The following is a 22,144-nucleotide window of genomic DNA, read 5'->3' as shown; positions in this document are numbered from 1 at the left end:
CTGCTCGGCGTCCAGCTCGGGCGGCCTGACCGTCTTCGGGAAGGGCACTGCTCGACGGACCGGAATGGGTGACGCTCAACAAGGGGAGTACTGCAAGAACAACCGGTGTCCGGCGTGGAAGAGGAGCGGCTGAGGGGCGCCTCAGTTCGCCCGCACGGCGCGGCAGCGGACCGGTAGGTCGGCGCGCCGGCTGGAGGCCGACCCGGTCAACGCTCCGCTCCCCGCGCCTGCTCGCCGACGGCGACGGGGTGCGCCTTCTTGGCGTGGTTGGCGATGCTCGCCGGTGCGCCGACGTAGTCGCAGGACCGGCACTTCTGCCACACACCCTCGGACACGGCACGCGCGCTCACCGAGTGTCCGGGGCCGTACCCGTGCCTGTGCAGCAACTGGGCGACCGAGGAGCCGTACTCGGCCGCGAGCAGGGCCGCCTCCGCCACCTTGTCGTGTCCGGGAGCGAAGAAGGATCCTGGGCCGACTCTCTTGGCACAGCCGCACCAGCAGGTGCCGGTCGGAGTCAGGTGAGGAAGAGGCTGCGTCGTCATGACCTCACCGTAGGCCAACGAACATGATGGGTCAGACGCTTCGCTCTGTTCGCTCGAAAGACCCGCGGGGCCGACCGGCACACCGCGGGACACTGATTGGGCAGCCCCCGGTCACGTGCCGACGGACGTGCCTGCGCACCAGTCGCTCCTCCTCCGTCACTGCCAGGTAGTCGGCGGGAGGCAGGGGGAGGCCCTGGTCCAGGACGTCGTGCCGGGTGGAGCCGACTCCGGTGCGGTGGGAGCAGACCGGCTCCACCAGCTCTGGCGTCACCGCTGATTCCGTAGTGTCGTCAGGACTGTCCCCTCTTGAGGAGTTCACCGTGCCGCCCCGCTTCGAGACCGCTCGCTTCCACGTCGACTCAGGCCCCGACTCCCTCTTCACACGAGTCCGGCACATCCTGCGCGAACCGGTACAGCTGAGAGCACATGGCACGCACGTGACCGAACGGCTCCAACAACGAGATGCGCCCCTGGAGACGTTGACCCGCTTCGATCCGGCAAGTTGGGAGATGGTCTCGGCAGAGGTGCGCACGGACACCGGAAAGTGGGTGAAGTCGACCTGGCGGGTGCGGGCGGACGAGCGGACCTGGTGGGTGGTGATCGGACTGGGCAACGCGCTCGTCACCGTGATCGATGTCGATCCGTATCGCCGGGGTATCGGGGCGGGCATCATCACCGGAGGTTCCCTGTACGCACGTGTCGACGCCGTCAACGCGGAGCTGATGCGCGGCACGTGAGAAGCGTCCCGCAGCCGTCCTTCCCGGGCCTTTCGACGATCATGACGATGTGCCCGGCGCGGCCCTTGGTCAGGGGCTGACGGAAGTGCCGCCGCACGGCACCGGCCGGGACAGGTCCGGGTCGCCGAACTCCGCGCGCAGGGCCTGGAACGCGGTGACCTTGTCCTCGCCGAAGCGGCGGACGTGGGCGGCGTACTCGTCGGCGGTGAGGAACACCGACAGGCGGGACTTGGTGTGGAACTTGTCCGCGTACATCACCAGCCGCTCCTCCTCCGTCACCGCCAGGTAGTCGGCGGGAGGCAGCGGGAGGCCCTGGCTGAGGACGTCGTGCCGGGTGAGGCCGACTCCGGTGTGGTGGGAGCAGAACCGGCGCAGCGGCTCGGGGAAGCCCTCCTGCTCCAGGATCTCGTGGCCGAGCAGTCCGTGCCGGATGTACTGCGCGTGATCCAGCCGTCCGTCGGCGTCGTAGAGGCGGTAGACGCCGATGTCGTGCAGGAGGCAGCCGGCGCGGACCAGATCGGCGTCGAGGTGGCCGAGGCGCGGGGCGGACAGGAGCTGCCGGGCGACGCTCCAGACGATCTCGCAGTGCGTGTGGACGAGCGCGAACGCCTCGGCGGTGGGCGCGTACTTCTCGTGCAGCGCACGGATCTCGTCGGGTCCCGGAATGCTCATCCGGCGAGCGTAACAACCGCCGCGGCGCGATCCGTACGGCCCTCCCGCCCGGGTTCGGGCCGGGCCGGTGCGGTCCGGCCCGGTTCCGGTCATCCGATCGAGCACTCCTTCACACTGAGCGGCCTGGTGCTGCCGGCCGGTCTGCTGCACAGCACTTCCGTCTCCGAGACGCCCCGAGGGGTCCTGCGGACCCGCTTGATCACGATGCTGTGGCCGCGCCGTTCGCCGTACAGCGGTGCGTCCGTGAAGTCGATCGTCCCGGTGGCCATCCCGTCGAGCTTCACGCCCCTGAGGTTCACCCAGGTCGCCGCCCGGCTCTGGCGCACGTCGCCGAGGCTGGCCGCCCAGTACAGGGCACGCGTGGCGTCGTGGGCGAGGGCCGTCTGGCCGCTGGCGAAGTCGGTGGAGTCGTACGTGACCTTCTTGCCCTCCAGCCAGGGGAGGTACTTGCCGGCGTCCTCGTAGAAGGCGGTCGTGGACGCGGCCTCCCTCAGTTCGGCCAGGGCGGTGTGATAGAGCGTGATCCGCGGGGCCACGCCGTCACGGCCGCCGGTGCCGGAGAACCTGGCCTTGCTCAGGTCGTCGCCGGTGAGGATGGAGATCTCCCGGTCCGCGCAGCCCGGTTCGGTGCCCAGCTGGGTCATCAGCGGGCCGATGTCCTCGACCCGTCCGGCGAAGTAGATCACCGAGGGAACGTTCTTCGCCCGGCAGATGCTCCCCGCGCGCTGCCGCAGTTCAGGCTTGCCGTTCGCCACCCGGTAGCGCTGCTCGGGCAGCATCCGGAACCGTTCCCGGAGCAGCATCTTCCCGCCGTAGGCGGCCTGTTCGCTGGTGTAGCGGTCCTGCGAATCCTTGGTGTCGCGGGCCAGCACCAGCGCGTACGGGTCCTTCTCGCGGGCGCGCAGCTGCCGGGTGACGAAGCCGAGCGCCTCCGCCTGGTGCTCGTCGGGTGCCGCGAGGCTGAACCAGTTGGAGAACCGCTTCGGCAGGTAGCTCGCCGAGTTCGTGCCGGAGACGATGGGCAGTCCCACCTCGTGGAGCCGGCGCGTGACGTAGGTGCTGCTCTGCAGGTCACGTCCGAAGCCGACCACGCCGACGACGGTCGGGTCGCGGTCGGCGTACCGGGCGATCGCGTCCGCCGCCACGCTCTGCTGCCCCATGTCCACACCCGCGTTGGCGAGCAGCACCCGGAGTTTCACCGTGTAGTTCTCGTTGACCACGCGCTGCGCCAGGTACACCCCGGCCAGCTCCTCGGCGCCCTTGACGAGGGAGGAGTCCGTCGCGGAGGAGCTCAGCGGTCCGGCGTACACCACGGTGACGTACGTGCCGGGGTGGTGGTGCAGCACGTCGGCGTTCTCGGCGCGCACCAGGTCCTCCAGCTCACGCATCCTCCTGCCGTCCCCGTCGGCTCCGCCCGCGAGGTACGCGCCGAACCGCACGTCTCCGGTGGCTATGCCGACGCACTCCGTGCCGCCGCCGGGCGCGGGACGCCGTACGGTGTCGCGATCGGCGCTCACCAGGCCCGCCGAGCAGTAGGCACGGTGCAGTTCGAGGGAGTGGACGACACCAGCGGTGCCGGCGAGGACGAGGACGAGGACCAGGCTGTACGCCGACCAGACCACGCGGGCGAGGGGCGGCCGGTGCCTGGCCCGCACGCACCGCCAGTCCGTCTGCCGCAACTGCACCAGCTCGTCGCGGGGCAGCGGCACCCTGAGCACCCAGGGCAGGGCGTTCGTCCGGCTCGGCGACTGGTCGGCCCGGAGGTTCCCCGCCCACTCGTCGTACCAGTGCCGCAACCGCTGCTGGAGGCGCCAGGGCTGCGGCCGGCCGGCCGGTGGCTCCGCGTCCGTGCCGCGGTCGAGCAGCGCCGCGTCGCCCGCCGCCATGCCCCCCACGATCAGCAGCGGGTCCAGCTCACTGCGCCGGCTGCGGACGTCGCTCACCGCCCTGATCAGTTCGACACCGCCGTTCTCCCGGCTGATCCGGCGCAGGAACAGCACGGGCGGACGCGTCCGCTTGAGGCCCCGCAGGTCCCAGCTGGCGCGCCGGTGGTTGTCCCGCAGGTCCTCGAACAGCGCCAGCACGTACAGCTGGAGCGGGAACGGGCCGCCCTCCCGCATCGCCTCGGCCACGTCGTAGGCGCGGGCCGCTATCGCCCTCCACGAGTTGACGGGCCGCAGCAGTCGCACGCTGGTCGACCGGCGGCGGGCGGCGGACTGGAGGAACGTCGTGGTCAGGAACCACCGGCTCTCCGTGCGCAGCCACAGGAAGAGGGGGGCGCGCCCGGGGGACGTGGTTGAGGCCGGCGAGCAGGATCATCAGTCCGATGCCCGCCAGAGCGGCGACGTACCACTCGGGGCGGGTGAGCAGCGCGGTGAACGCTCCCAGGATGCCCATGGGCAGGAACTGCTGCACGTCGTTGAGGAGCAACTGCCGGTGCCAGCGCGAGGGCCTGCGGGGCCGCCAGCGCTGCCGGGCCAGGATGCGCAGCAGGTGCGTCTGGGCCTGCTCCCGCTGCGCGTTGCCGTCCGGTGTGCCGGCGGGCGCGGTCGGCCAGTGCTCGCGCATCTCCGGGGCGTCGGTGGCCTCCTGGAGGGCGCGGACGAGGTTGAGGCGCGGGAAGGAGTAGGGCCGGTAGGCGGCGGAGCGGCCGCCCCACTTCCGCCAGTCGCCGAGGTCCCACAGGAGCCGCGTGGCCCTGGCCAGCGGGTCGACGTCCCCCGGCTGCGGCTCGGTCGGGGCGACGGCCAGGCGCGTCCCGTGGCGCTGCTGTCCTTCGCGCAGTTCGTCGACGAGTTCGGTCACGCGGTCGTCGTCCGCGGGGTCCTCGGCGTGCAGCACGATGACCGGCATCGGCCGATCGCTGGTCCGGAAGTCCTGGATCAGGGACTCCAGCTGCCGCTGGACGTCGATTCCGGCCTCGGTCGACATGCCCGGGTGATCACCCGGGCAGTCCTGAGGGAAGCCGTGATCACGGCCGTGCATGGACACCCCCCGTGGTCTGAAGACACATGTGTCACAAGCGCTCTTGAGGATATCGCCCAGCAGTGACAACCGTTCCCGGCGGAACGCCGTGCGGGCGGCGGCACGGTGGGGAGGCCGTGCCTGTTCACCGGGGGAGGACGTGCGCTCCCTCAGGGGAGACCGCGAGCCGCTGTCCGGACGGGGGGCGCACGCCCGGGCGCGGGGGGTGGGAGCCGCGGGAATCCGGCGAGACCGACGGTCCGCGCCGGGCGTCGGTCGGCGGGGACCGTCCGGCGTCGGTCGGCGGGCGGCGCCGGGTGCCGTCAGCGGCCCGACGGCACCAGTTCCCGCACCCGCCGCGCAGGCGCCGGGCGCACGGCGCGCGCGTTGCGCCGCAGCCACAGCACGTCCCGTCCGAAGGACCACACCAGCGAACCCAGCGCCAGCAGGACGACGGCGAGGTTGGCCGGGGCCGGCAGCAGCTCGGCGCCCGCGACCAGCAGGCAGACGCCCTGGATCGCCGCCACGGTCTTGCGGGCGAACGAAGGCGGCAGCGGGGCCGTCAGCCAGGGCGCGAGCCGGGCCGCGGCGACGAACGCGTAGCGCATCCCACCGATCAGGAGGACCCACGGTCCGAGCTGCGCCGACACGTACACGCTCAGCACCAGGATCAGGAACGCGTCGACCTCCATGTCGAAGCGCGCGCCGAGCGCGGAGGAGGTGCCGGTGCGGCGGGCGACCTTGCCGTCCACGCCGTCCAGCAGTAGGGCGACGGCGGTCAGCGCGACCAGCAGCGTCACCGGCGGCGCGCTCTCGAAGGAGTCCGCGACCAGCGCGGTCACCCCGCCGACCAGGGTGGCCCGGCCCAGCGTGACCCGGTTCGCGGGGCCGAAGGAACGGAGCGGGGAGCGGTACAGGGCGCGGGAGAGGACCGCCCAGGTGGCGAACGCGAAGGCGAGCCCCGTCAGCCAGCCGACCGGCCCCATGCCGATCGCCGAGCCGAGCAGGGCCAGCAGCAGGATCTGCACAGCCGCTCCCACAGCGGTCTCCTGCTGGAGCCTCGCGTCATACGTGTTGTTCAGGGCCACCGCACACCCTCCGGCCGAGTGACAGAGTCGATCAACGCCGCGTACTGTGCGCGGCCTGTGCACAACTCGGTACGTGAACAACTTCCCGATCGTTCAGGAGGATGCCGATGAACCGGTCGGCCCGCGCGTTCTGGCTCCGCTCGCCCGGCCACGGGGAGCTGCGCGAGGTCACCCTCGCGGAGCCCGCCGAGGACGAGGTCCTGGTCCGGGCCCTGTACTCCGGAGTCAGCCGGGGCACGGAGACCCTCGTCTTCCGGGGCGGCGTGCCGGAGAGCCAGCACACCGTGATGCGCGCACCGTTCCAGGAGGGCGACTTCCCGGCACCGGTGAAGTACGGCTACCTCAGCGTCGGCGTGGTCGAGGCGGGCCCGGCCGCGCTGACGGGCCGTACCGTCTTCTGCCTGTACCCGCACCAGAGCCGTTACGTCGTTCCGGTGAGCGCCGTCACCGTCGTGCCCGAGCGGGTGCCCGCCGGGCGGGCCGTGCTCGCCGGGACCGTCGAGACCGCCGTCAACGCCGTGTGGGACGCGACACCGCTGCTCGGCGACCGGATCGCGGTCGTCGGCGGCGGCATGGTCGGCTGCTCGGTCGCCGCACTGCTCGCCCGCTTCCCCGGCGTCCGCCTCCAGCTGGTCGACGCCGACCCGGCCCGCGCCGGGACCGCCGAGGCGCTCGGCATCGACTTCGCCGCACCGGCCGACGCCCTCGGCGACTGCGACCTCGTCGTCCACGCCAGCGCCACCGAGGCCGGCCTCACCCGGGCCCTGCAACTCCTCGCCCCCGAGGGCACGGTCGTGGAACTGAGCTGGTACGGCGACCGGCGCGTGGCCCTGCCGCTCGGCGAGGCCTTCCACTCCCGCCGGCTCACCGTGCGCGGCAGCCAGGTCGGCACCGTCTCCCCGGCCGCCCGGTCCGGCCGTACCTACGCCGACCGGATGGCGCTCGCCCTGGACCTGCTCGCCGACCCGGCGTTGGACGCGCTCATCACCGGGGAGAGCGCTTTCGAGGAACTCCCGGACGTGATGCCCAGGCTGGCGTCCGGTGAGATCCCCGCCCTGTGCCACCGGATCCGGTACACGGAGACCGGTCTGACCTGAGAAAAGAGTGAGGAACGGCTGAACACGGGGAAGCGAAGAGCCGTACTACACGGCATCCCCCGGCGGGCAAGGCGGGGGACCAGACGCGCCGCACCTGGAGGGTCGTCCGTTGTTCAGCATCACCGTCCGCGATCACATCATGATCGCCCACAGCTTCCGCGGCGAGGTCTTCGGACCCGCGCAGCGCCTGCACGGCGCCACGTTCCTCGTGGACGCGACGTTCCGCCGCGAGCAGCTGGACGAGGACAACATCGTGGTCGACATCGGCCTGGCCACGCAGGAACTGCGCACCATCACCGCGGAGCTGAACTACCGCAACCTCGACGACGAGCCGGAGTTCGCCGGCGTCAACACCTCCACCGAGTTCCTGGCCAAGGTCATCGCCGACCGGCTCGCCGAGCGGATCGCGAAGGGCGCGCTCGGCGAGGGCGCCAAGGGCCTCGCCGGGATCACCGTCACGCTCCACGAGTCCCACATCGCCTGGGCGAGTTACGAGCGTGACCTGTGACCGACCTGACCGTGGAGCGGGCACGCCTCGCGTACGTGCCCTCGCAGCCCAGCGCCGCCCCGAACGCCGGAATCATCCCCATGTCCCTGCGCAGTGTGCACTTCGTGATGCCGGGCGGCGTCGACGACCCGGCCGCACCCAGCGGCGGCAACGCCTACGACCGCCGGGTCTGCCTGGACCTGCCCGGCTTCGGCTGGCAGGTCACCCGGCACGCCGTACCCGGCACCTGGCCGCGCCCGGACGCCGCCGCCCGCGACGCGCTCGCCCGCACGCTGCGGAGCCTCCCGGACGACTCCGTCGTCCTCCTCGACGGCCTCGTCGCCTGCGGAGTCCCCGAGACCGTCGTCCCCGAGGCGCGGCGCCTGCGCCTCGCGGTCCTCGTCCACCTCCCCCTCGGTGACGAGACCGGCCTGGACCCGGCCGTCGCCGCCGACCTGGACGCGCGCGAGCGGATGGTGCTGCGGGCGGTGCCCGCGGTGATAGCCACCAGCGACTGGGCGGTCCGCCGGCTCGTCTCCCACCACGGACTCGCCCCCGACCGGGTGCACGTGGCCGCGCCCGGCGCCGACATCGCGCCCCTCGCACCCGGCACCGACGGCGTCTCCCGCCTGCTATGCGTGGCAGCGGTGACCCCGCGCAAGGGCCAGCACCGGCTGGTGGAGGCGCTCGCGGCGGTCCGGGACCTGCCGTGGACCTGCGAGTGCGTCGGCGGCCTCGGCCACGACCCGGACTACGTGACCCACCTGCGGGAGCTGATCGCCCGGCACGGTCTCACCGACCGCCTGCGTCTCACCGGCCCCCGCTCCGGCGCCGACCTCGACGCCTCCTACGCCGCCGCCGACCTGATGGTCCTCACCTCTTACGCCGAGACCTACGGCATGGCGGTCACCGAGGCCCTCGCCCGGGGCATCCCCGTCCTCGCGACCGACGTCGGCGGACTGCCCGAGGCGGTCGGCCGCGCCCCGGACGGCGGGGTGCCCGGCATCCTCGTCCCGCCGGAGGACCCCGCCGCGCTCGCCGCCGAACTGCGCGGCTGGTTCGGCGAACCCGACGTGCGCCGCCGCCTCAAGGCCGCGGCCCGCGGCCGCCGCGCCGCCCTCGACGGCTGGGCGACCACCGCCCGCAGCCTCGCGGCGGTCCTCGGCCGCCTCCCGGAACGACCGAGGAGGACGGCGTGAGCGGGCACGGGGACAGGGGCGCGGAGGTGGCGCAGGTGCGGTGGGAGCCGGGTGGGTCGAGGGGCGGTGACGCGGTGGGCGTCCGGTCCGCTGCGGACGGACTGGTTCCCGCTCGGCCCGGGCCCGCGGCACAAGAGTTCGTGCAGGGTGCCGCGGGTGCGCGGAGCGAGGAGGTACCAGGCGTGGAGACCGTGGGCATGGAGGTGGGTGCGGAGGCACCCGGCGGCGAGACCGGTGCCGGGGGTCCCAGCGGGGCGGGCGGGCGCGGCGGCACGCCGGGGACCGGGCCGACCGGCGCCGGCGGCTCCGCCGGTGACGGCGCTGCCGGTCCGGTCGTCGCCGGTGCCGGGCCCGTGGTCCGTCCCGGCGAGCGGTCCACCGTACGACTGCGGGACGGCGACCAGGAGGAACCCCCGCGGTACGCGCCCGAGTGGCTGCAACTGCGGGAAGGCGCCGACGCGGTGGCCCGCGCGCAGGAACTGCTGGACCCGCTGCGGATCCGGCTGGCCAACCTGCCGGGCCGGTCCGGCGGACTGGTGGTGCACGACCTGGGCTGCGGCACCGGCTCGATGGGCCGCTGGCTCGCGCCCCGCCTCGACGGCGCCCAGCACTGGATCCTGCACGACCGCGATCCCTACCTGCTGCACTTCGCCGCCGTGGCCTCCCCGCGCTCCGCCGCCGACGGCAGCCGCGTCACGGTGGAGACCCGGCGCGGTGACGTCGCCCGGCTCACCCCGGAAGCGCTGACCGGGGCCTCGCTGGTCACCGCGTCCGCGTTGCTCGACGTGCTCACCCGGGAGGAGATCGATGCCCTGGCGGACGCCTGCGCGGGCGCCGGCTGCCCGGCGCTGCTCACCCTCTCCGTCGCGGGACGCGTCGAACTCGCCCCCGAGGACCCGCTGGACGCCGAGATCGCCGAGGCGTTCAACGCCCACCAGCGGCGCGGCGGGCTGCTCGGCCCGGACGCGGTCACCGTGGCCTGCGAGGCGTTCGCCGAGCGCGGGGCGACGGTCCGGGTGCACGCGAGCCCGTGGCGGCTCGGCGCCGAGGAGGCCGCGCTGACCGAGCAGTGGCTGCGCGGCTGGGTGGGCGCCGCCGTCGAACAACGGCCGGACCTGGGCGACCGGGCCGAGACGTACCTGAGCACCCGGCTCGCCGCCTGCGCGGCCGGCGCGCTGCGGGTCACCGTCCACCACACCGACCTGCTGGCGCTGCCCAGGCCGAGGGGCGCGGCGGCGTGAGCGGGAGGACGACGGCAGCGGGCACGAGGGTGCCGACGGGGGCGGACACGGGCACGTACGCGGGTACGGCAACGCCGGGCGAGGACACCGGCACGGACGCGCGTACGACACCGGCGGAACCGGCAGGCGCCGCGCCCCAGTCGGCTCCCGCGTGCCCGCACATGACGCAGGCACGGACAGAGGCGCAGGCACAGGCACTCCGCGCGGACGCGACACCCCCCACCCCCCGGCGCCGCGACTCCCGCAGCCTGCGTACCCACGTCGGCACCCTCGTCGGGGCCGGCATCCTCGCCGCGCTCCTGTGGCGGCTCGGTACCGGTGCCCTGCTGGACGGACTGCGGCGCATCGACGCCGTGACGGTGCTGGCGGCGCTGGGCGTCGGCGTGGTCACCACCGTGTGCAGCGCGTGGCGTTGGCAGCTGGTGGCCCGGGGTCTGCGGCTGCGGCTGCCGCTGGGAGCGGCCGTGGCCGACTACTACCGGGCGCTGTTCCTGAACGCGGCCCTGCCCGGCGGAATCCTGGGCGATGTGCACCGGGCGGTCCGGCACGGGCAGAGCGCGGGTGACGTCCGGCGCGGGGTGAAGGCGGTCGTACTGGAGCGGGTCGCGGGGCAGATCGCGCTGGCCGTGGCGGGCGCGGCGGTGCTGCTGACCCTGCCGTCGCCGGTGCGTGCCGAGGTCCGTGGCTTCGCCCCGCTCACGGCGCTGGCCGCCGTCGGCGCGCTGGCCGTCGTCCTCGCCGTCCGGATGAACCGGCCGCCGGGCCGCCGGCACGGCGCGCTGCGCCGGACGCTCGGCGAGGCCCGCCGGGGACTGGCGTCCCGGCAGAGCGGGCCGGGTGTCGCACTGTCCTCCGCGGTCGTCCTGGCCGGGCACCTGGTCATGTTCGTCGTCGCGGCCCGGGTGGCCGGCTCGGCCGCGCCGGTCGCGGTGCTGCTGCCGCTCGCGGTACTGGCGCTGCTGGCCATGGGGCTGCCGCTGAACGTCGGCGGTTTCGGCCCCCGCGAGGGCGTCACCGCCTGGGCGTTCGGCGCGGCGGGGCTCGGCGCGGACACCGGTGTCGCGGTCGCCGTGGTCTACGGCGTACTGAGCTTCGTGGCGAGCCTGCCCGGCGCCGTGGTCCTGCTCCTGCGCTGGTACGAGACCCTGCGCACCGGGCCCGCCGCACCGTTCGCCACCCCCGCCGCCGGCGACCGCCCGCCGACCGGGGCCGCCCCCACGGGTCCCGGTCGGCAGGGGGCCGCCGGCCGGGGTCAGTCCCGGTCCGGCGCCGAGGTGAGCAGCCTGAAATACGGCTCGAAGGATTCCGCCAAACTCGCCAGCAGTTCCTTCCCCTTTTCCGCCGAACCCAGGGAAGGACGGCCGATGACGCCCGATTCGGTATAGGCGGACATTCCCACGGTGAGCAGATGGCGACGGTCGTCGGCGACGAAATCGGCGGACTCGTGACCAGGGCGGACGAATTCGGGGTGAGCGTGCAGCAGAATCGAGGTCTCGATTTCTCCCGCGTGCATGTCGGTGAGCAGCGAGGTGACCACCCCGGCCCGCTCCCGCGCCGCCTCCCAGTCCTCGGCGGCCGGGAACAGCGCCATCCGCTCACCGCGCGCGGAGGACTCCTGGACGACGTTGCCCAGCACGTAGTTGCCGCCGTGCCCGTTGACGACGACCAGTGCCTCGACGCCCGAGCGGCGCAGCGACGCCGCGATGTCGGAGACCACCGCGTGGAGGGTCACGGCGGAGATGCTGACGGTCCCCGGCCAGGCCGCGTGCTCGTGCGAGCAGGAGACCGTCACCGGAGGGAGGAGGTGCACCGGGTACGCGGCGGCGATCTCCCGCGCCACGGCGCAGGCGACCAGCGTGTCGGTCGCCAGCGGAAGGAACGGACCGTGCTGTTCGAAGCTCCCGACGGGAAGGACGGCGACCTGTGCTGACACGCCCGCCCCCCGGGTCCGTACGTCCTCGGTGGTGTCCGTCGGCACCACGCCGCTCACCACCGCGTACGCCGCCGTCCGCGCGCCCGAACCACTCATCTTTTCACGGCCTTTCGTCTCTGCTTAGGAATCAGATCATGACAGAAAACACCGGCGTCAACATCGGCGTACTCGGCAAGAAGTCCCCGCGGCGTTCCGGCGCGGAACGCGTCGTGAATGCACCCCTGCCCACCGTGTACGGGAAATTCCAGGCGGTCGGCTACCTGGACCACGACCGCGGTGACGAGCAAGTGGCCCTGGTGTACGGCGAGATCGGTACCGAGAACGTGCTGACCCGGCTGCACTCGGAGTGCCTGACCGGGGACGCGTTCGGCTCCCGGCACTGCGAGTGCGGGGACCAGCTGGAGGCGGCGATGCGCGCGGTGGTCGCCGAAGGCAGCGGCATCGTCGTGTACTTGAGGGGACACGAGGGGCGCGGCATCGGTCTGCTCGCCAAGCTGCGCGCGATGGCGCTCCAGGCGGAGGGCCTGGACACGGTGGAGGCGAACCTGGCGCTCGGCCTGCCGGTGGACGCCCGCGACTACGGCGTGGCCGCCGAGATCCTGCGTGACCTCGGGGTGCGCTCGGTACGGCTGATGTCCAACAACCCGCGCAAGCGGGAGGCGCTGGTCCGGCACGGCGTCCAGGTCGCCGAGCAGGTGCCGCTGCTGATCGAGCCGTGCGAGAGCAACATCACGTACCTGCGGACCAAGCGGGAGCGGATGGACCACCACCTGCCCCATCTGGACGCCGTCGCCCACGGCTCCTGAACGCCCGGTCGCCGGTTGGGCGGGCGGAGTTCCGGAAAGGATCAGGCGACAGGCGACAGGCGACAGGCGTGCGGGCGGTGGAGGAGGCGGCGGCGTGGACCTTCGGGCCGAGGTGGTCATCGTCGGCGGCGGGGTGATGGGCACGAGCATCGCCTGGCACCTGGCGCGGGCCGGAGTGCGGGACGTCGTCCTCGTCGAACGGGACGAACTCGCCGCCGGCTCCACCTCGAAGGCCGCCGGGGGAGTGCGGGCGCAGTTCTCCGACGAGCTGAACATCCGGCTGGGGGCGCGCAGCCTGGAGGCGTTCGGCCGGTTCGAGGAGGAGGTCGGGCAGGACATCGGGCTGCGCCGGGTCGGCTATCTGTTCCTGCTCTCCACGCCCGGGCAGGTGGCCTCCTTCGAGGCGGGCGTGCGGTTGCAGAACTCCCTCGGGGTGCCCAGCCGCCTGCTCACCCCGAAGGAGGCCCGCCGCCTCTCCCCGCTGATCCGCACCGACGGCCTGCTGGCCGCCGCGTACTCCCCGGACGACGGCCACTGCACCCCGGAGGCCGTCGTCCACGGCTACGCGGGCGCCGCCCGCGCCCACGGCGCCCGCATCCTGCGCCACACCGAGGTCACCGGCATCGAACTGCGCGGCGACAGCATCACCGCCGTCAGCACGACCCTCGGCCGGATCGAGACCGGCACGGTGATCTGCGCGGCGGGCGCCTGGTCCCGGGCGGTCGGCGCCATGGTGGGCGTGGAGCTGCCGGTACGGCCGCTGCGGCGGCAGATCGCCGTCACCGGACCGGTGCCGGGCCTGCCGCCCACGCTGCCCATGACCATCGACTTCACCACCAGCCTCTACTTCCACCGGGAGGGCCCCGGCCTGCTGCTCGGCATGTCCGACCCGGACGAGCGGCCCGGCTTCGCCACCGACACCCACGACCGGTGGATCCCGCGGCTCGCCGAGGCGATGCGGCAGCGCGCCCCCGCCCTGCTCGACCTGCCCCGCACCGGCGGCTGGGCGGGCCTGTACGAGAACACCCCCGACCACAACGCCCTGATCGGCGAGGCGCCGGAGGTGTCCCGGTTCCTGTACGCGACCGGCTTCTCCGGGCACGGCTTCCTCCAAGGGCCGGCCGTCGGCGAGGTGATCCGCGACCTGTACCTCGGCCGCGTACCCTTCCTGGACATCAGCCCCCTGAGCGCCGGCCGGTTCGCGGCCGACGCCCCGCGCCCGGAGGCCAACCTGGTATGACCGAGCTCCACCTGTGGCTGCGCCACGAGCCCCGTACGACCGAACGGCGCACGCCCGTCGTCCCCGCCGACGCCCGCCGGCTGGTCGACAGCGGGGTCACCCTCACCGTCGAGGAGTCCCCGCAGCGCGTCTTCCCCATCGAGGAGTACGAGGCGGCCGGCTGCCGCCGCGCCCCGGCGGGCTCCTGGGTGGCGGCACCCCGCGACACCGTGATCCTCGGCCTGAAGGAACTCCCCGACGAACCGGCGGAGTTGATCCACCGGCACATCTTCTTCGGGCACGCCTACAAACAGCAGCCGGGCGCCGCCGGGCTGCTGCGCCGGTTCACGGCCGGCGGCGGGGCGCTGCTGGACCTGGAGTACCTGGTGGACGACGAGGGCCGCCGGCTCGCCGCCTTCGGCTACTGGGCGGGATATCTGGGGGCCACGCTCGCCGTGCTCCAGCACCGGGGCCGGCTGACGGCACCGCTGGCGCCCACGACGAAGGACGACCTGGACGCCGTACTGCGGCCGGCGCCCGGGGACACGGAGTTCGCGGCGCTGGTGATCGGCGCCCTCGGACGCAGCGGGCGGGGCGCGTCGACGGCCTTCCGCACGGCGGGCGTCGAGGCGACCCGCTGGGACCTGGCGGAGACCCGCGACCTGGACCGGCGGGCCCTGCTCGGGCACGACGTGATGGTGAACGCGGTCCTCGCCACCACCCTGGTTCCGCCGTTCCTGCGCGAGGAGGACCTGGACTCCCCGGCCCGCCGGCTGCGCACCCTGTGCGATGTCACCTGTGACGTCGGCTCCCCGTTCAACGTCCTGCCGGTCTACGACCGTACGACGGACTGGACCGAGCCTGTGCGCCGGCTGCGCAAGGAGCCGCCGCTGGATCTGATCGCCATCGACAACCTGCCGTCGCTGCTGCCCCGGGAGTCCAGCGTCGACTTCTCGGCGGCCCTGCTGCCGCAGCTGCTCGCCTTCGGCCCGGGCGGCGCCTGGGGCCGCTGTCTCGACCGGTTCCACCAGGCCTGCCGTGAACTCGGCACCGAGGAAGGGGAGTCGCGCTCATGACCGACCGCGTCCCGGCGAGCGGAACCGTCCACTGGGTCGGCGCCGGACTGTCCACCGGCAGCGGGCTCGCCGGCCTGTGCCGTACGGCCGGCCGGGTCCTGCTGTGGCACCGCACCGAGGACCGCGCGGCCGAGGCGCTGGCCGGCCTCGGCCTGACCGGACGGGCCGAGCCCCGCGCCCTCACCACCCCGGCCGCCCTCGCCGCAGCGCTGGAGCCCGGCGACGTCGTGGTGTCGATGCTGCCCGCACCGCAGCACGCCGAACTGCTGGCCGTCTGCGTACGGGCCCGCGCGCACTTCGCCTGCTCCAGCTATGTGTCGCCGGAACTGCTGGCGCACACGGAGGCGGCGCGGGCGGCGGGCCTGGTCGTGCTCACCGAGACCGGCCTGGACCCGGGCATCGACCACCTCTTCGCGCACAGCCTCATCGGCCGGGCCCGGGCGCGCGTCGGCGAGCACACCCCGGCCTCCTACCGGCTCACCTCGTACTGCGGCGGCGTCCCGGCCGTGCCGAACGACTTCCGCTACCGCTTCAGCTGGGCGCCGCTCGGTGTGCTGGGCGCCCTGCGCTCGCCCGCGCGGTACCTGGAGGACGGCGTGGAGACCACGGCCGACCGGCCCTGGGAGGCGACCCGCCCGCTCGTCCTGGACGGCGAGACCTTCGAGGCCTACCCCAACCGCGACAGCATCCCCTTCGTCGCCCGGTACGGCCTGCCCGCCGCCTGGACCCCGCGCACCTTCGTCCGGGGCACCCTCCGGCTGGACGGCTGGCTGAAGGCGTGGGAGCCGGTCTTCGAGGAGCTGACGACGGACGACGACGAACGGATCGCCGCGCTGGCGCGGCGGCTGGCGGCGGCCCACCCGACCACGGACGCCGACCGCGACCGGGTGGTGCTCTCCGTCTCCCTCAAGGTCGACGCGGGCGAGGGCCGGCACTGGACCGGCGCCTACCTGCTCGACCTGACCGGTGACGCCGAGGAGTCCGCGATGGCCCGCTGTGTCTCCCGCCCGCTCGCCCTCGGCGTCCGGCACATCCTGGACGGCAGCCTGCGGGCCGGTCTGCACCGGGCGGCGGAGACCGCCCAGCGCGCGGACCGTTGGCTGGCCGAACTCGCCGACGACGGGCTGGAGTTCACCCTGACCCTCGGCCAGTAGCCGGCCGCCGGGTCAGTCCGCCACCGCCTCGTGCACCAGCCGCCGCAGCTCGGGGAAGACCTTCAGCCTCTTCGGGCGCACCTGGCTCATGAACTGCACGGTCACGTCGTGGGCCGGGGCGACCCAGAACGCGGTGGTGGCCACGCCGGTCCAGCCGTACGTGCCGGGGTGGGACGGGGCCAGGGTGCGGGCCGGGTCGGTGACGACGGAGACGTTGAAGCCGAAGCCGAGGCCGTCCATGCCCGGTTCCTGGTGGACCGGGGCGCCGAAGGAGCGGATGGTGGCCCCGCCCGGGAGCTGGTTGCGGGTCATCAGGGCGAGCGTCTCCGGGGCGAGCAGCCGTACGCCGTCCAGTTCGCCGCCCCGGCGCAGCAGCTCCATGAACCGGTGGAAGTCGTACGCGGAGGAGACCAGGCCGCCGCTGCCGGACAGGAACCGCGGCCGGCCGCGCACCGGCAGACCCGGTACCGGTTCGATCCCGCCCTCGTCCGTCTCGCCGTACAGCTCGGCGAGCCTGTCCGCCTGCTCGGGCGCGATGTGGAAGCCGGTGTCGGTCATGCCGAGCGGGCCGAGGATCCGCTCGGCGAAGAACGCGTCCAGCGGCTGCCCGGACACCACCTCGATCACCCGGCCCAGCACGTTGGAGGCCACCGAGTAGTTCCACCGGGTGCCCGGGTCGAACTGCAACGGCATGCGCGCGTAGACCTCGACGGTCTCCGCCAGGTCCTTGCCCGGCGGCACCGAGTACTCAAGGCCCGCCTCGCGGTAGAGCGCGTCCACCGGGTGGCGGTGGTAGAAGCCGAAGGTCAGGCCCGCGGTGTGGGTGAGCAGATGCCGGATCAGGATGGGACCTGCGGCCGGGCGGGTGCGCACGTCGGTGCCCGAACCCTCCACATACACAAGGGGGTCGGCGAAGGCGGGCAGATGACGTTCCAGCGGGTCGTCCAGGGACAGCCGGCCCTCCTGCACCAGCAGCAGCACCGCGACCGCGGTGACCGGCTTGGTCATCGAGTAGATCCGCCACAGCGTGTCCGGCTCGACCGGCAGCCCGGCGGCCACGTCCCGCAGCCCGTACGTGGTCAGATGCGCGACCCGGCCACCGCGGGCCACGGCCACCAGGAAGCCGGGCAGGCGTCCCGCGTCGACGTGCTGGGCGAAGTGCCGGTCCAGGCGGTCCAGCGCCCCGGCGTCCAGCCCCGCCTCCGCCGGCTCCACATCCTGTCGCAGCTGTCCCATCGCTCTCCTCCGGTCGCGTCGTCCCCGATGCGTCCCGATTCCCGCGCGGGCCCGCACCCACCTCTCATCGTCGCGCAGGACCGCTGGTCGGGAGGGGCCCATCCGGGGGGTGTGTGATCGATTCGACGTGTGTGGGGGTGGGAGGCCGGGAGGGCGGCGTCGACGGGCGGGGCGGGGTCGGTGGGTGCCCGCGGCTGTTCCCGACGGGGCGGGGGCAGGGCCGGTGGGTCGCGTCGTCATGGAGTGTCCGGGCTTGCCTCGGGCCCCTTATGGATCGTCTCGATCTGCCGCGGGCATCCTTCCCCGCGTCGCGGAGGAGCACCGGCCGGGGACGGGGGGCGTTGCCGACGGGGCGGGAGGGGGCCGGTGGGTGCGTCGGTCAGGGTGCGTGGCGGCTTCCTGCGGCGGCGTTCCTCATGGTGGCGGAGGAGCAGCGGCCTGGATCGGCGTCTTTGGGGTGTGGGGGACCGGGGGCGTGGCCGCTGCCGGCGGGGCCGGGCGTGCGCGGGTGGGCAGGGCGCGGGTCGCCGGCAGGGCGAGGGCGGTGAGGGCCGCCAGGGTGAGCAGGGTCGGGCCGGTGCCCGTGCTCAGCAGGGCGGTCGCGCCGGCCACGCCCACGGCGGGACCGACGTTCAGCGCGGTCTGCTGCAACCCGCCCGCGACCCCGGCCACCGTCACCTCCGCTCGCCGCACGATCACCTGCGTGGCCGCCACCATCACCGTGCCGAACCCGGCGCCCAGCAGCGCGAACCCGCACCCGAACGCGGGTGTGCCGGTGGCCCCGGACAGCACCAGGACGCCGAGCACGAGCACCGCCGTCGCCCCCGCCGTCGTCGCCCGCGCACCGCACCGGCCCAGCAGGGCGGGGCACAGCGAGGCCGAGAACACCATGAACACGGCCAGCGGCAGGCTGCGCAGTGCGCTGTCGAACGGGTCGAGGCCGAGGCGGCGCTGGAGGACGTACGTGGCGACGAACAGCGTGCCGAACAGGGACGCGGAGACGGCGACCAGGACGCCGAGCGCCGCTCCGACCGCACGGGAGCCGATCACCTCGGGCGGCAGCAGCGGGCTCGCCGTCCGCCGCTCGTGCCGGACCAGGACGGCCGCCGTCACCCCGGACAGGGCGAGGCCCGCCCCGGAGACCGGCCGGGCCGTGACCGCGTACACCAGGCCGGCCAGGGTCACCGCGAGCAGGACGGCCCCGGGCAGGTCCAGCGGGGTGCGGGCGGGCGCCGGGCGCCGCTCCGGGCGGAGCAGGGCGGGCAGGCCGAAGACGAGCGCGGGCGGCACGTTGACGAAGAACACCGCCCGCCAGCCGAGACCGGTCACCAGCGCCCCGCCCAGCAGCGGTCCCGCTGCCGCCGCCAGCCCGATCGCGGCGGTCCGCACGGCCAGCGGCGACGCGAGCCGGTCCGGCGGGTAGGCGGCCCGCAGCATGCCCAGTGTGGCCGGCTGCAACAGCGCCCCGAACACACCCTGCACCGCCCGCAGTCCGATCACCCACCCCACCCCGGGCGCGAGGCCGATGCCGACCGAGGCGGCGCCGAAGCCCAGCATGCCGAGTCCGAACACGCGCCGATGCCCGTACCGGTCACCGAGTCGCCCCGCGAACACCAGCAGGCTCGCGACCGCGACGAGATACGCGGTACTGGTCCACTGCACCTGGGCGAACGACGCGTCCAACTCCCGTTGCAGACTGGGCTGCGCGACGGTGAGGACCGTACCGTCCAGCGCGACGACCACCGCGCCCGCCACACTGCTCGCCAGCGTCCAGGACCGGTTCACCGGCCACCCCCCGGCCCGCCCAGGTGCGCGGTGAGGACGGTGTCGAGCAGAGGGCCGAAATCTTCCTCACCCAGGGCGAGTTGCAGACTGCGCCAGCGCCACAGCTGGGCCGCTCCGTGCAGGTTCGCCCACAGGGCGCCCGCCACCCGCCGGGCGTCGGCATCGGGGTCCGCGTCACCGATCAGCCCCGCCAGCAGGCTGAACAGCGGAAGGCTCGTGCCCCGCAGCCCCAGGTGACCGCTCTCCAGCAGGTCATGACGGAACATCAACTCGTACATGCCCGGCCGCTCCAGTGCGAACTCCAGGTACGTCCGCGCCAGCGCCGCCACTTGGGCGCGTGGCCCTCCGGGCTCCTGTTCCAGCGTCGCGTGGACCCGCTCGCCCAGTTCGATGAAGCCCCGTCGGGCGATGGCGGAGAGCAGTTCCAGGTGGGTGGGGAAGTAGCGGCGCGGCGCCCCGTGCGACACGCCCGCGCGCCGGGCGATCTCCCGCAGGGTCAGCGCCTGCGGACCCTCGGCGGCCAGCAGCTCCACGCCCACGTCCACCAGCCGTGCCCGCAGGCCCAGATCGGAGTCGGTCATGGACAGTGTCTACCAGGTGTGCGTAGACACTGTCTACTGACATCCCACCGATCGCTGTCCGCGGGGAATGCACCGGGGGCCGCCGTGAGTTGGACTCGGTATGACCCAGGACTCCTCGCAGGACACGCTGCTCGGCCTCCTCTCCGCGGGACACGCCGGCGTACTGGTCACCCTCAGGCGCGACGGCCGCCCCCAGCTGTCCAACGTCAGTCACGCCTATTACCCCGACGAGGGGGTCATCCGGATCTCGGTCACCGACGACCGCGCCAAGACCCGCAACCTCCGCCGTGACCCCCGTGCCTCGTACCACGTCACCAGCGACGACCGCTGGGCGTACACCGTCGCCGAGGGCACCGCCGAGCTGACGCCGGTCGCCGCCGACCCGCACGACGAGACCGTCGAGGAGCTGATCCGGCTCTACCGGGACGTCCTCGGTGAGCACCCGGACTGGGACGACTACCGGGCCGCGATGGTCCGCGACCGCCGCCTGGTGGTCCGGCTGCACGTCGAGCGGACGTACGGCATCCCGAAGGGCTGACCCACGGCGGCCGGTGCGCTCACGGCGCCTGGAGGAACCGGTCCGCGCCCAGCCGCCCGCTCACGGCGACTCCGCGGTCCGTGCCTCGATCGCCCGCAGGACGGCGACCATGTCCTCGCCGCCGTATCCCTGCGCCACCGTCTCCTCGAACAGGGTGTGGCAGACGTCGAGGAGCGGGGAGGCGAGACGGGCCTTGCGGGCGGCCTCGGCGATCAGCCGGTTGTTCTTGAGCACGTCCAGCGCCGCCGCCTGCACCGCGAAGTCCCGCTCGCGCAGCTTGGGCGCCTTCATGCGGGACACCCCGCTGGCCATCGGGCCCGCGTCCAGGACGTCCAGGAACAGCCGGCGGTCCAGACCCTGCCGCTCGGCGAAGTGGAACGCCTCGGTCAGCCCGGTCACCTGGGTGATCAGGAAGATGTTCACCGCCAGCTTCATCAGCAGCGCCCCCGGCGCCGGACCGCACGGGAACGCCTCCCGGCACATCGGCGCGAGCAGCGGCCGTACGGCGGCCACGGCGGCCTCCTCACCGGCGAGCATGGCCACGAGCTGCCCCTGCTCCGCCGGCACCCGGGACCCGGAGACGGGCGCCTCGACATAGCGGCCGCCGGCGGCGCGGATCTCGGTCTCCAGGGCGTGGGAGTACTCCGGGGAGGTCGTGCCCATGTGGACGACGGTCCGGCCCGCGACCCGCGCGGCCAGTTCGGACGTGCCCCGGCCGAGGACCGCGTCCGTCGCCGTCTCGTCGGCGAGCATCAGCAGCACCACCTCGGCCCGCGCGAACACCTCGCCGGCGTCCGCGGCGACCTCGGCGCCGGCCGCGCGCAGCGGCTCCGTCCGCTCCGGGGTCCGGTTCCAGACCACCAGGGGGGTGCCGGCCGACGCCAGGCGCAGGGCCATGGGCCGCCCCATCACTCCGAGACCGATGAATCCGACGTGCATGGCAGGCCGCCCTCCGCGCCACGGGTCGACTATGACACCGGTCATAGTAGCCGTCCCTATGACGGTGGTCATACAGTGGCGCGGGAGGAACGGAGGTCGACGATGACGCAGGCGCGGCGCGGACCGCGGGAGCGGATGGTGTTCAGCGCGGCCCAGCTCATCCGGCGGCAGGGGGTCACCGCGACCGGCATGCGGGAGGTCGCCGCGCACGCGGAGGCACCGCGCGGCTCCCTCCAGCACTACTTCCCTGGTGGTAAGGAACAGCTGGTCAACGAGGCGGTCGCATGGGCCGGCCGGTACGCGGGCAAGCGGGTCGCCCGCTTCCTCGCGGGACTCGACCGGCCGACGCCGAGCGGTCTGTTCGCGGCGATGGCCGCGCAGTGGACCGACGAGTACGCGGCGGACGGCTTCGCGGCGGGATGCCCGGTCGCCGCCGCCACCGTCGACTGCGCCACGTCCGGCGACTCGACCCGGGAGGCGGCGGCCACCGCCTTCGCGACCTGGCGGGGCCCGGTCGCCGAGGCGTTGACGGACATGGGCGTCCCCCCGTCCCGAGCCGAGTCCCTGGCCACCCTCATGATCAGCGCGTTGGAGGGCGCGATCCTGATGGCACGCGCCGAGCGGGACGTGCGGCCCCTGGCGACGGTCGTCGAGGAACTCGGCCCGCTGCTGGACTCCGCCACGGGCTCCTGAGCACCCTGCCCCGTAGCGTGGGCCTCTGGTCGCCCCGGGCGGGACGCCACCCGCACGACCCCTCCATCAGGCAGGCCCCCGTTCCCCGGCGGGGCGCCGCCCGCAGGGCCCCTCCGCCAGGCAGGCCCCGTTCCCCGGCGGGGCGCCGCCCGCACGG

At 73.9% G+C, this 22,144-nt stretch carries 19 protein-coding genes and 3 pseudogenes; 12 read left to right on the top strand and 10 right to left on the bottom strand.

Annotated features, from left to right (window positions below):
* Nucleotides 1-206: 206 nt before the first annotated feature.
* Together C3492_RS21165 and C3492_RS45895 are read right to left on the bottom strand one after the other, a co-directional pair.
* Complete coding sequence (locus C3492_RS21165; protein WP_258055798.1) at nucleotides 207-542, bottom strand: hypothetical protein; 336 nt, start codon at nucleotides 540-542, stop codon at nucleotides 207-209.
* 136 nt (nucleotides 543-678) lie between these two features.
* Nucleotides 679-789, bottom strand: a pseudogene (locus tag C3492_RS45895) (phosphohydrolase); the annotation flags it as partial.
* 190 nt (nucleotides 790-979) lie between these two features.
* On the opposite strand from C3492_RS45895, the gene C3492_RS45890 reads away from it, so the two are divergent.
* On the top strand, nucleotides 980-1,279 hold the full coding sequence (locus C3492_RS45890; protein ID WP_258055797.1) for a hypothetical protein: 300 nt from the start codon (nucleotides 980-982) through the stop codon (nucleotides 1,277-1,279).
* A gap of 69 nt (nucleotides 1,280-1,348) precedes the next feature.
* Here the strand turns inward: C3492_RS45890 and C3492_RS21150 are convergent, their stop codons facing one another.
* The 3 genes and pseudogenes from C3492_RS21150 to C3492_RS21140 all read right to left on the bottom strand — a co-directional run bounded on the left by C3492_RS21150 (nucleotide 1,349) and on the right by C3492_RS21140 (nucleotide 6,003).
* Nucleotides 1,349-1,951 (bottom strand): HD domain-containing protein, encoded by a 603-nt coding sequence (locus C3492_RS21150; RefSeq protein ID WP_103813328.1) that lies wholly within the window; start codon nucleotides 1,949-1,951, stop codon nucleotides 1,349-1,351.
* Between the two features lie 89 nt (nucleotides 1,952-2,040).
* Nucleotides 2,041-4,882, bottom strand: a pseudogene (locus tag C3492_RS21145) (ABC transporter substrate-binding protein).
* A gap of 356 nt (nucleotides 4,883-5,238) precedes the next feature.
* On the bottom strand, nucleotides 5,239-6,003 hold the full coding sequence (locus tag C3492_RS21140; RefSeq protein ID WP_103813327.1) for a CDP-alcohol phosphatidyltransferase family protein: 765 nt from the start codon (nucleotides 6,001-6,003) through the stop codon (nucleotides 5,239-5,241).
* A gap of 107 nt (nucleotides 6,004-6,110) precedes the next feature.
* On the opposite strand from C3492_RS21140, the gene C3492_RS21135 reads away from it, so the two are divergent.
* The 5 genes from C3492_RS21135 to C3492_RS45885 all read left to right on the top strand — a co-directional run bounded on the left by C3492_RS21135 (nucleotide 6,111) and on the right by C3492_RS45885 (nucleotide 11,412).
* Entirely contained in the window at nucleotides 6,111-7,100 is a 990-nt protein-coding gene (locus C3492_RS21135; RefSeq protein ID WP_103813326.1) for a zinc-binding alcohol dehydrogenase, read from the top strand.
* 109 nt (nucleotides 7,101-7,209) lie between these two features.
* The gene (locus tag C3492_RS21130) at nucleotides 7,210-7,608 is read left to right on the top strand and encodes a 6-carboxytetrahydropterin synthase (RefSeq protein WP_103813325.1); all 399 of its coding nucleotides are present in this window, start codon (nucleotides 7,210-7,212) and stop codon (nucleotides 7,606-7,608) included.
* Nucleotides 7,605-8,786, top strand: a complete 1,182-nt coding sequence (locus C3492_RS21125) for a glycosyltransferase family 4 protein (protein WP_103813324.1) — start codon at nucleotides 7,605-7,607, stop codon at nucleotides 8,784-8,786. Before C3492_RS21130 ends, C3492_RS21125 begins: the two co-directional genes overlap by 4 nt.
* Before the next feature lie 197 nt (nucleotides 8,787-8,983).
* Nucleotides 8,984-10,027: a class I SAM-dependent methyltransferase gene (locus tag C3492_RS21120; RefSeq protein WP_103813489.1), complete on the top strand. Its 1,044-nt coding sequence runs from the start codon at nucleotides 8,984-8,986 to the stop codon at nucleotides 10,025-10,027.
* A 161-nt stretch (nucleotides 10,028-10,188) separates the two neighbouring features.
* Nucleotides 10,189-11,412, top strand: a complete 1,224-nt coding sequence (locus C3492_RS45885) for a lysylphosphatidylglycerol synthase transmembrane domain-containing protein (protein WP_258055818.1) — start codon at nucleotides 10,189-10,191, stop codon at nucleotides 11,410-11,412.
* Here C3492_RS45885 and C3492_RS21110 read toward each other — a convergent pair.
* Nucleotides 11,298-12,056, bottom strand: a pseudogene (locus C3492_RS21110) (creatininase family protein); the annotation flags it as partial. The gene C3492_RS45885 and the pseudogene C3492_RS21110 sit on opposite strands and share 115 nt — an antisense overlap.
* A gap of 38 nt (nucleotides 12,057-12,094) precedes the next feature.
* Here C3492_RS21110 and ribA point away from each other — a divergent pair.
* The 4 genes from ribA to C3492_RS21090 all read left to right on the top strand — a co-directional run bounded on the left by ribA (nucleotide 12,095) and on the right by C3492_RS21090 (nucleotide 16,215).
* Nucleotides 12,095-12,766: a GTP cyclohydrolase II gene (gene ribA, locus C3492_RS21105; protein ID WP_103813321.1), complete on the top strand. Its 672-nt coding sequence runs from the start codon at nucleotides 12,095-12,097 to the stop codon at nucleotides 12,764-12,766.
* A gap of 94 nt (nucleotides 12,767-12,860) precedes the next feature.
* A complete protein-coding gene (locus tag C3492_RS21100; protein ID WP_103813320.1) occupies nucleotides 12,861-14,006 on the top strand; it encodes an FAD-binding oxidoreductase in 1,146 nt (381 codons plus the stop codon).
* Complete coding sequence (locus C3492_RS21095; protein ID WP_103813319.1) at nucleotides 14,003-15,061, top strand: saccharopine dehydrogenase; 1,059 nt, start codon at nucleotides 14,003-14,005, stop codon at nucleotides 15,059-15,061. Before C3492_RS21100 ends, C3492_RS21095 begins: the two co-directional genes overlap by 4 nt.
* Nucleotides 15,058-16,215, top strand: coding sequence for a saccharopine dehydrogenase family protein (locus C3492_RS21090; RefSeq protein WP_103813318.1), 1,158 nt, complete (start codon nucleotides 15,058-15,060; stop codon nucleotides 16,213-16,215). Before C3492_RS21095 ends, C3492_RS21090 begins: the two co-directional genes overlap by 4 nt.
* A 12-nt stretch (nucleotides 16,216-16,227) precedes the next feature.
* On the opposite strand, the gene C3492_RS21085 is transcribed toward C3492_RS21090, so the two are convergent.
* The 3 genes from C3492_RS21085 to C3492_RS21075 all read right to left on the bottom strand — a co-directional run bounded on the left by C3492_RS21085 (nucleotide 16,228) and on the right by C3492_RS21075 (nucleotide 19,817).
* Complete coding sequence (locus C3492_RS21085) at nucleotides 16,228-17,451, bottom strand: serine hydrolase (RefSeq protein ID WP_103813317.1); 1,224 nt, start codon at nucleotides 17,449-17,451, stop codon at nucleotides 16,228-16,230.
* A 414-nt stretch (nucleotides 17,452-17,865) separates the two neighbouring features.
* Nucleotides 17,866-19,236 (bottom strand): MFS transporter, encoded by a 1,371-nt coding sequence (locus C3492_RS21080; protein ID WP_103813316.1) that lies wholly within the window; start codon nucleotides 19,234-19,236, stop codon nucleotides 17,866-17,868.
* Entirely contained in the window at nucleotides 19,233-19,817 is a 585-nt protein-coding gene (locus tag C3492_RS21075) for a TetR/AcrR family transcriptional regulator (RefSeq protein ID WP_103813315.1), read from the bottom strand. The genes C3492_RS21080 and C3492_RS21075 overlap by 4 nt, the downstream gene beginning before the upstream one ends.
* A 100-nt stretch (nucleotides 19,818-19,917) precedes the next feature.
* Here C3492_RS21075 and C3492_RS21070 point away from each other — a divergent pair, with 100 nt between their 5' ends.
* Complete coding sequence (locus tag C3492_RS21070) at nucleotides 19,918-20,355, top strand: PPOX class F420-dependent oxidoreductase (protein ID WP_103813314.1); 438 nt, start codon at nucleotides 19,918-19,920, stop codon at nucleotides 20,353-20,355.
* 60 nt (nucleotides 20,356-20,415) lie between these two features.
* On the opposite strand, the gene C3492_RS21065 is transcribed toward C3492_RS21070, so the two are convergent.
* Nucleotides 20,416-21,294 (bottom strand): NAD(P)-dependent oxidoreductase, encoded by an 879-nt coding sequence (locus tag C3492_RS21065; RefSeq protein ID WP_103813313.1) that lies wholly within the window; start codon nucleotides 21,292-21,294, stop codon nucleotides 20,416-20,418.
* Nucleotides 21,295-21,396: 102 nt separating this feature from the next.
* On the opposite strand from C3492_RS21065, the gene C3492_RS21060 reads away from it, so the two are divergent.
* Nucleotides 21,397-21,987 (top strand): TetR/AcrR family transcriptional regulator, encoded by a 591-nt coding sequence (locus C3492_RS21060; protein ID WP_103813312.1) that lies wholly within the window; start codon nucleotides 21,397-21,399, stop codon nucleotides 21,985-21,987.
* Nucleotides 21,988-22,144: the final 157 nt, after the last annotated feature.

It is taken from the genome of Streptomyces sp. Ru62, assembly GCF_002920615.1.
Classification (GTDB): Bacteria; Actinomycetota; Actinomycetes; order Streptomycetales; family Streptomycetaceae; genus Streptomyces.
The sequence above is the reverse complement of the archived record's forward strand: the minus strand, read 5'-3'. Positions and strand labels throughout refer to the sequence as shown.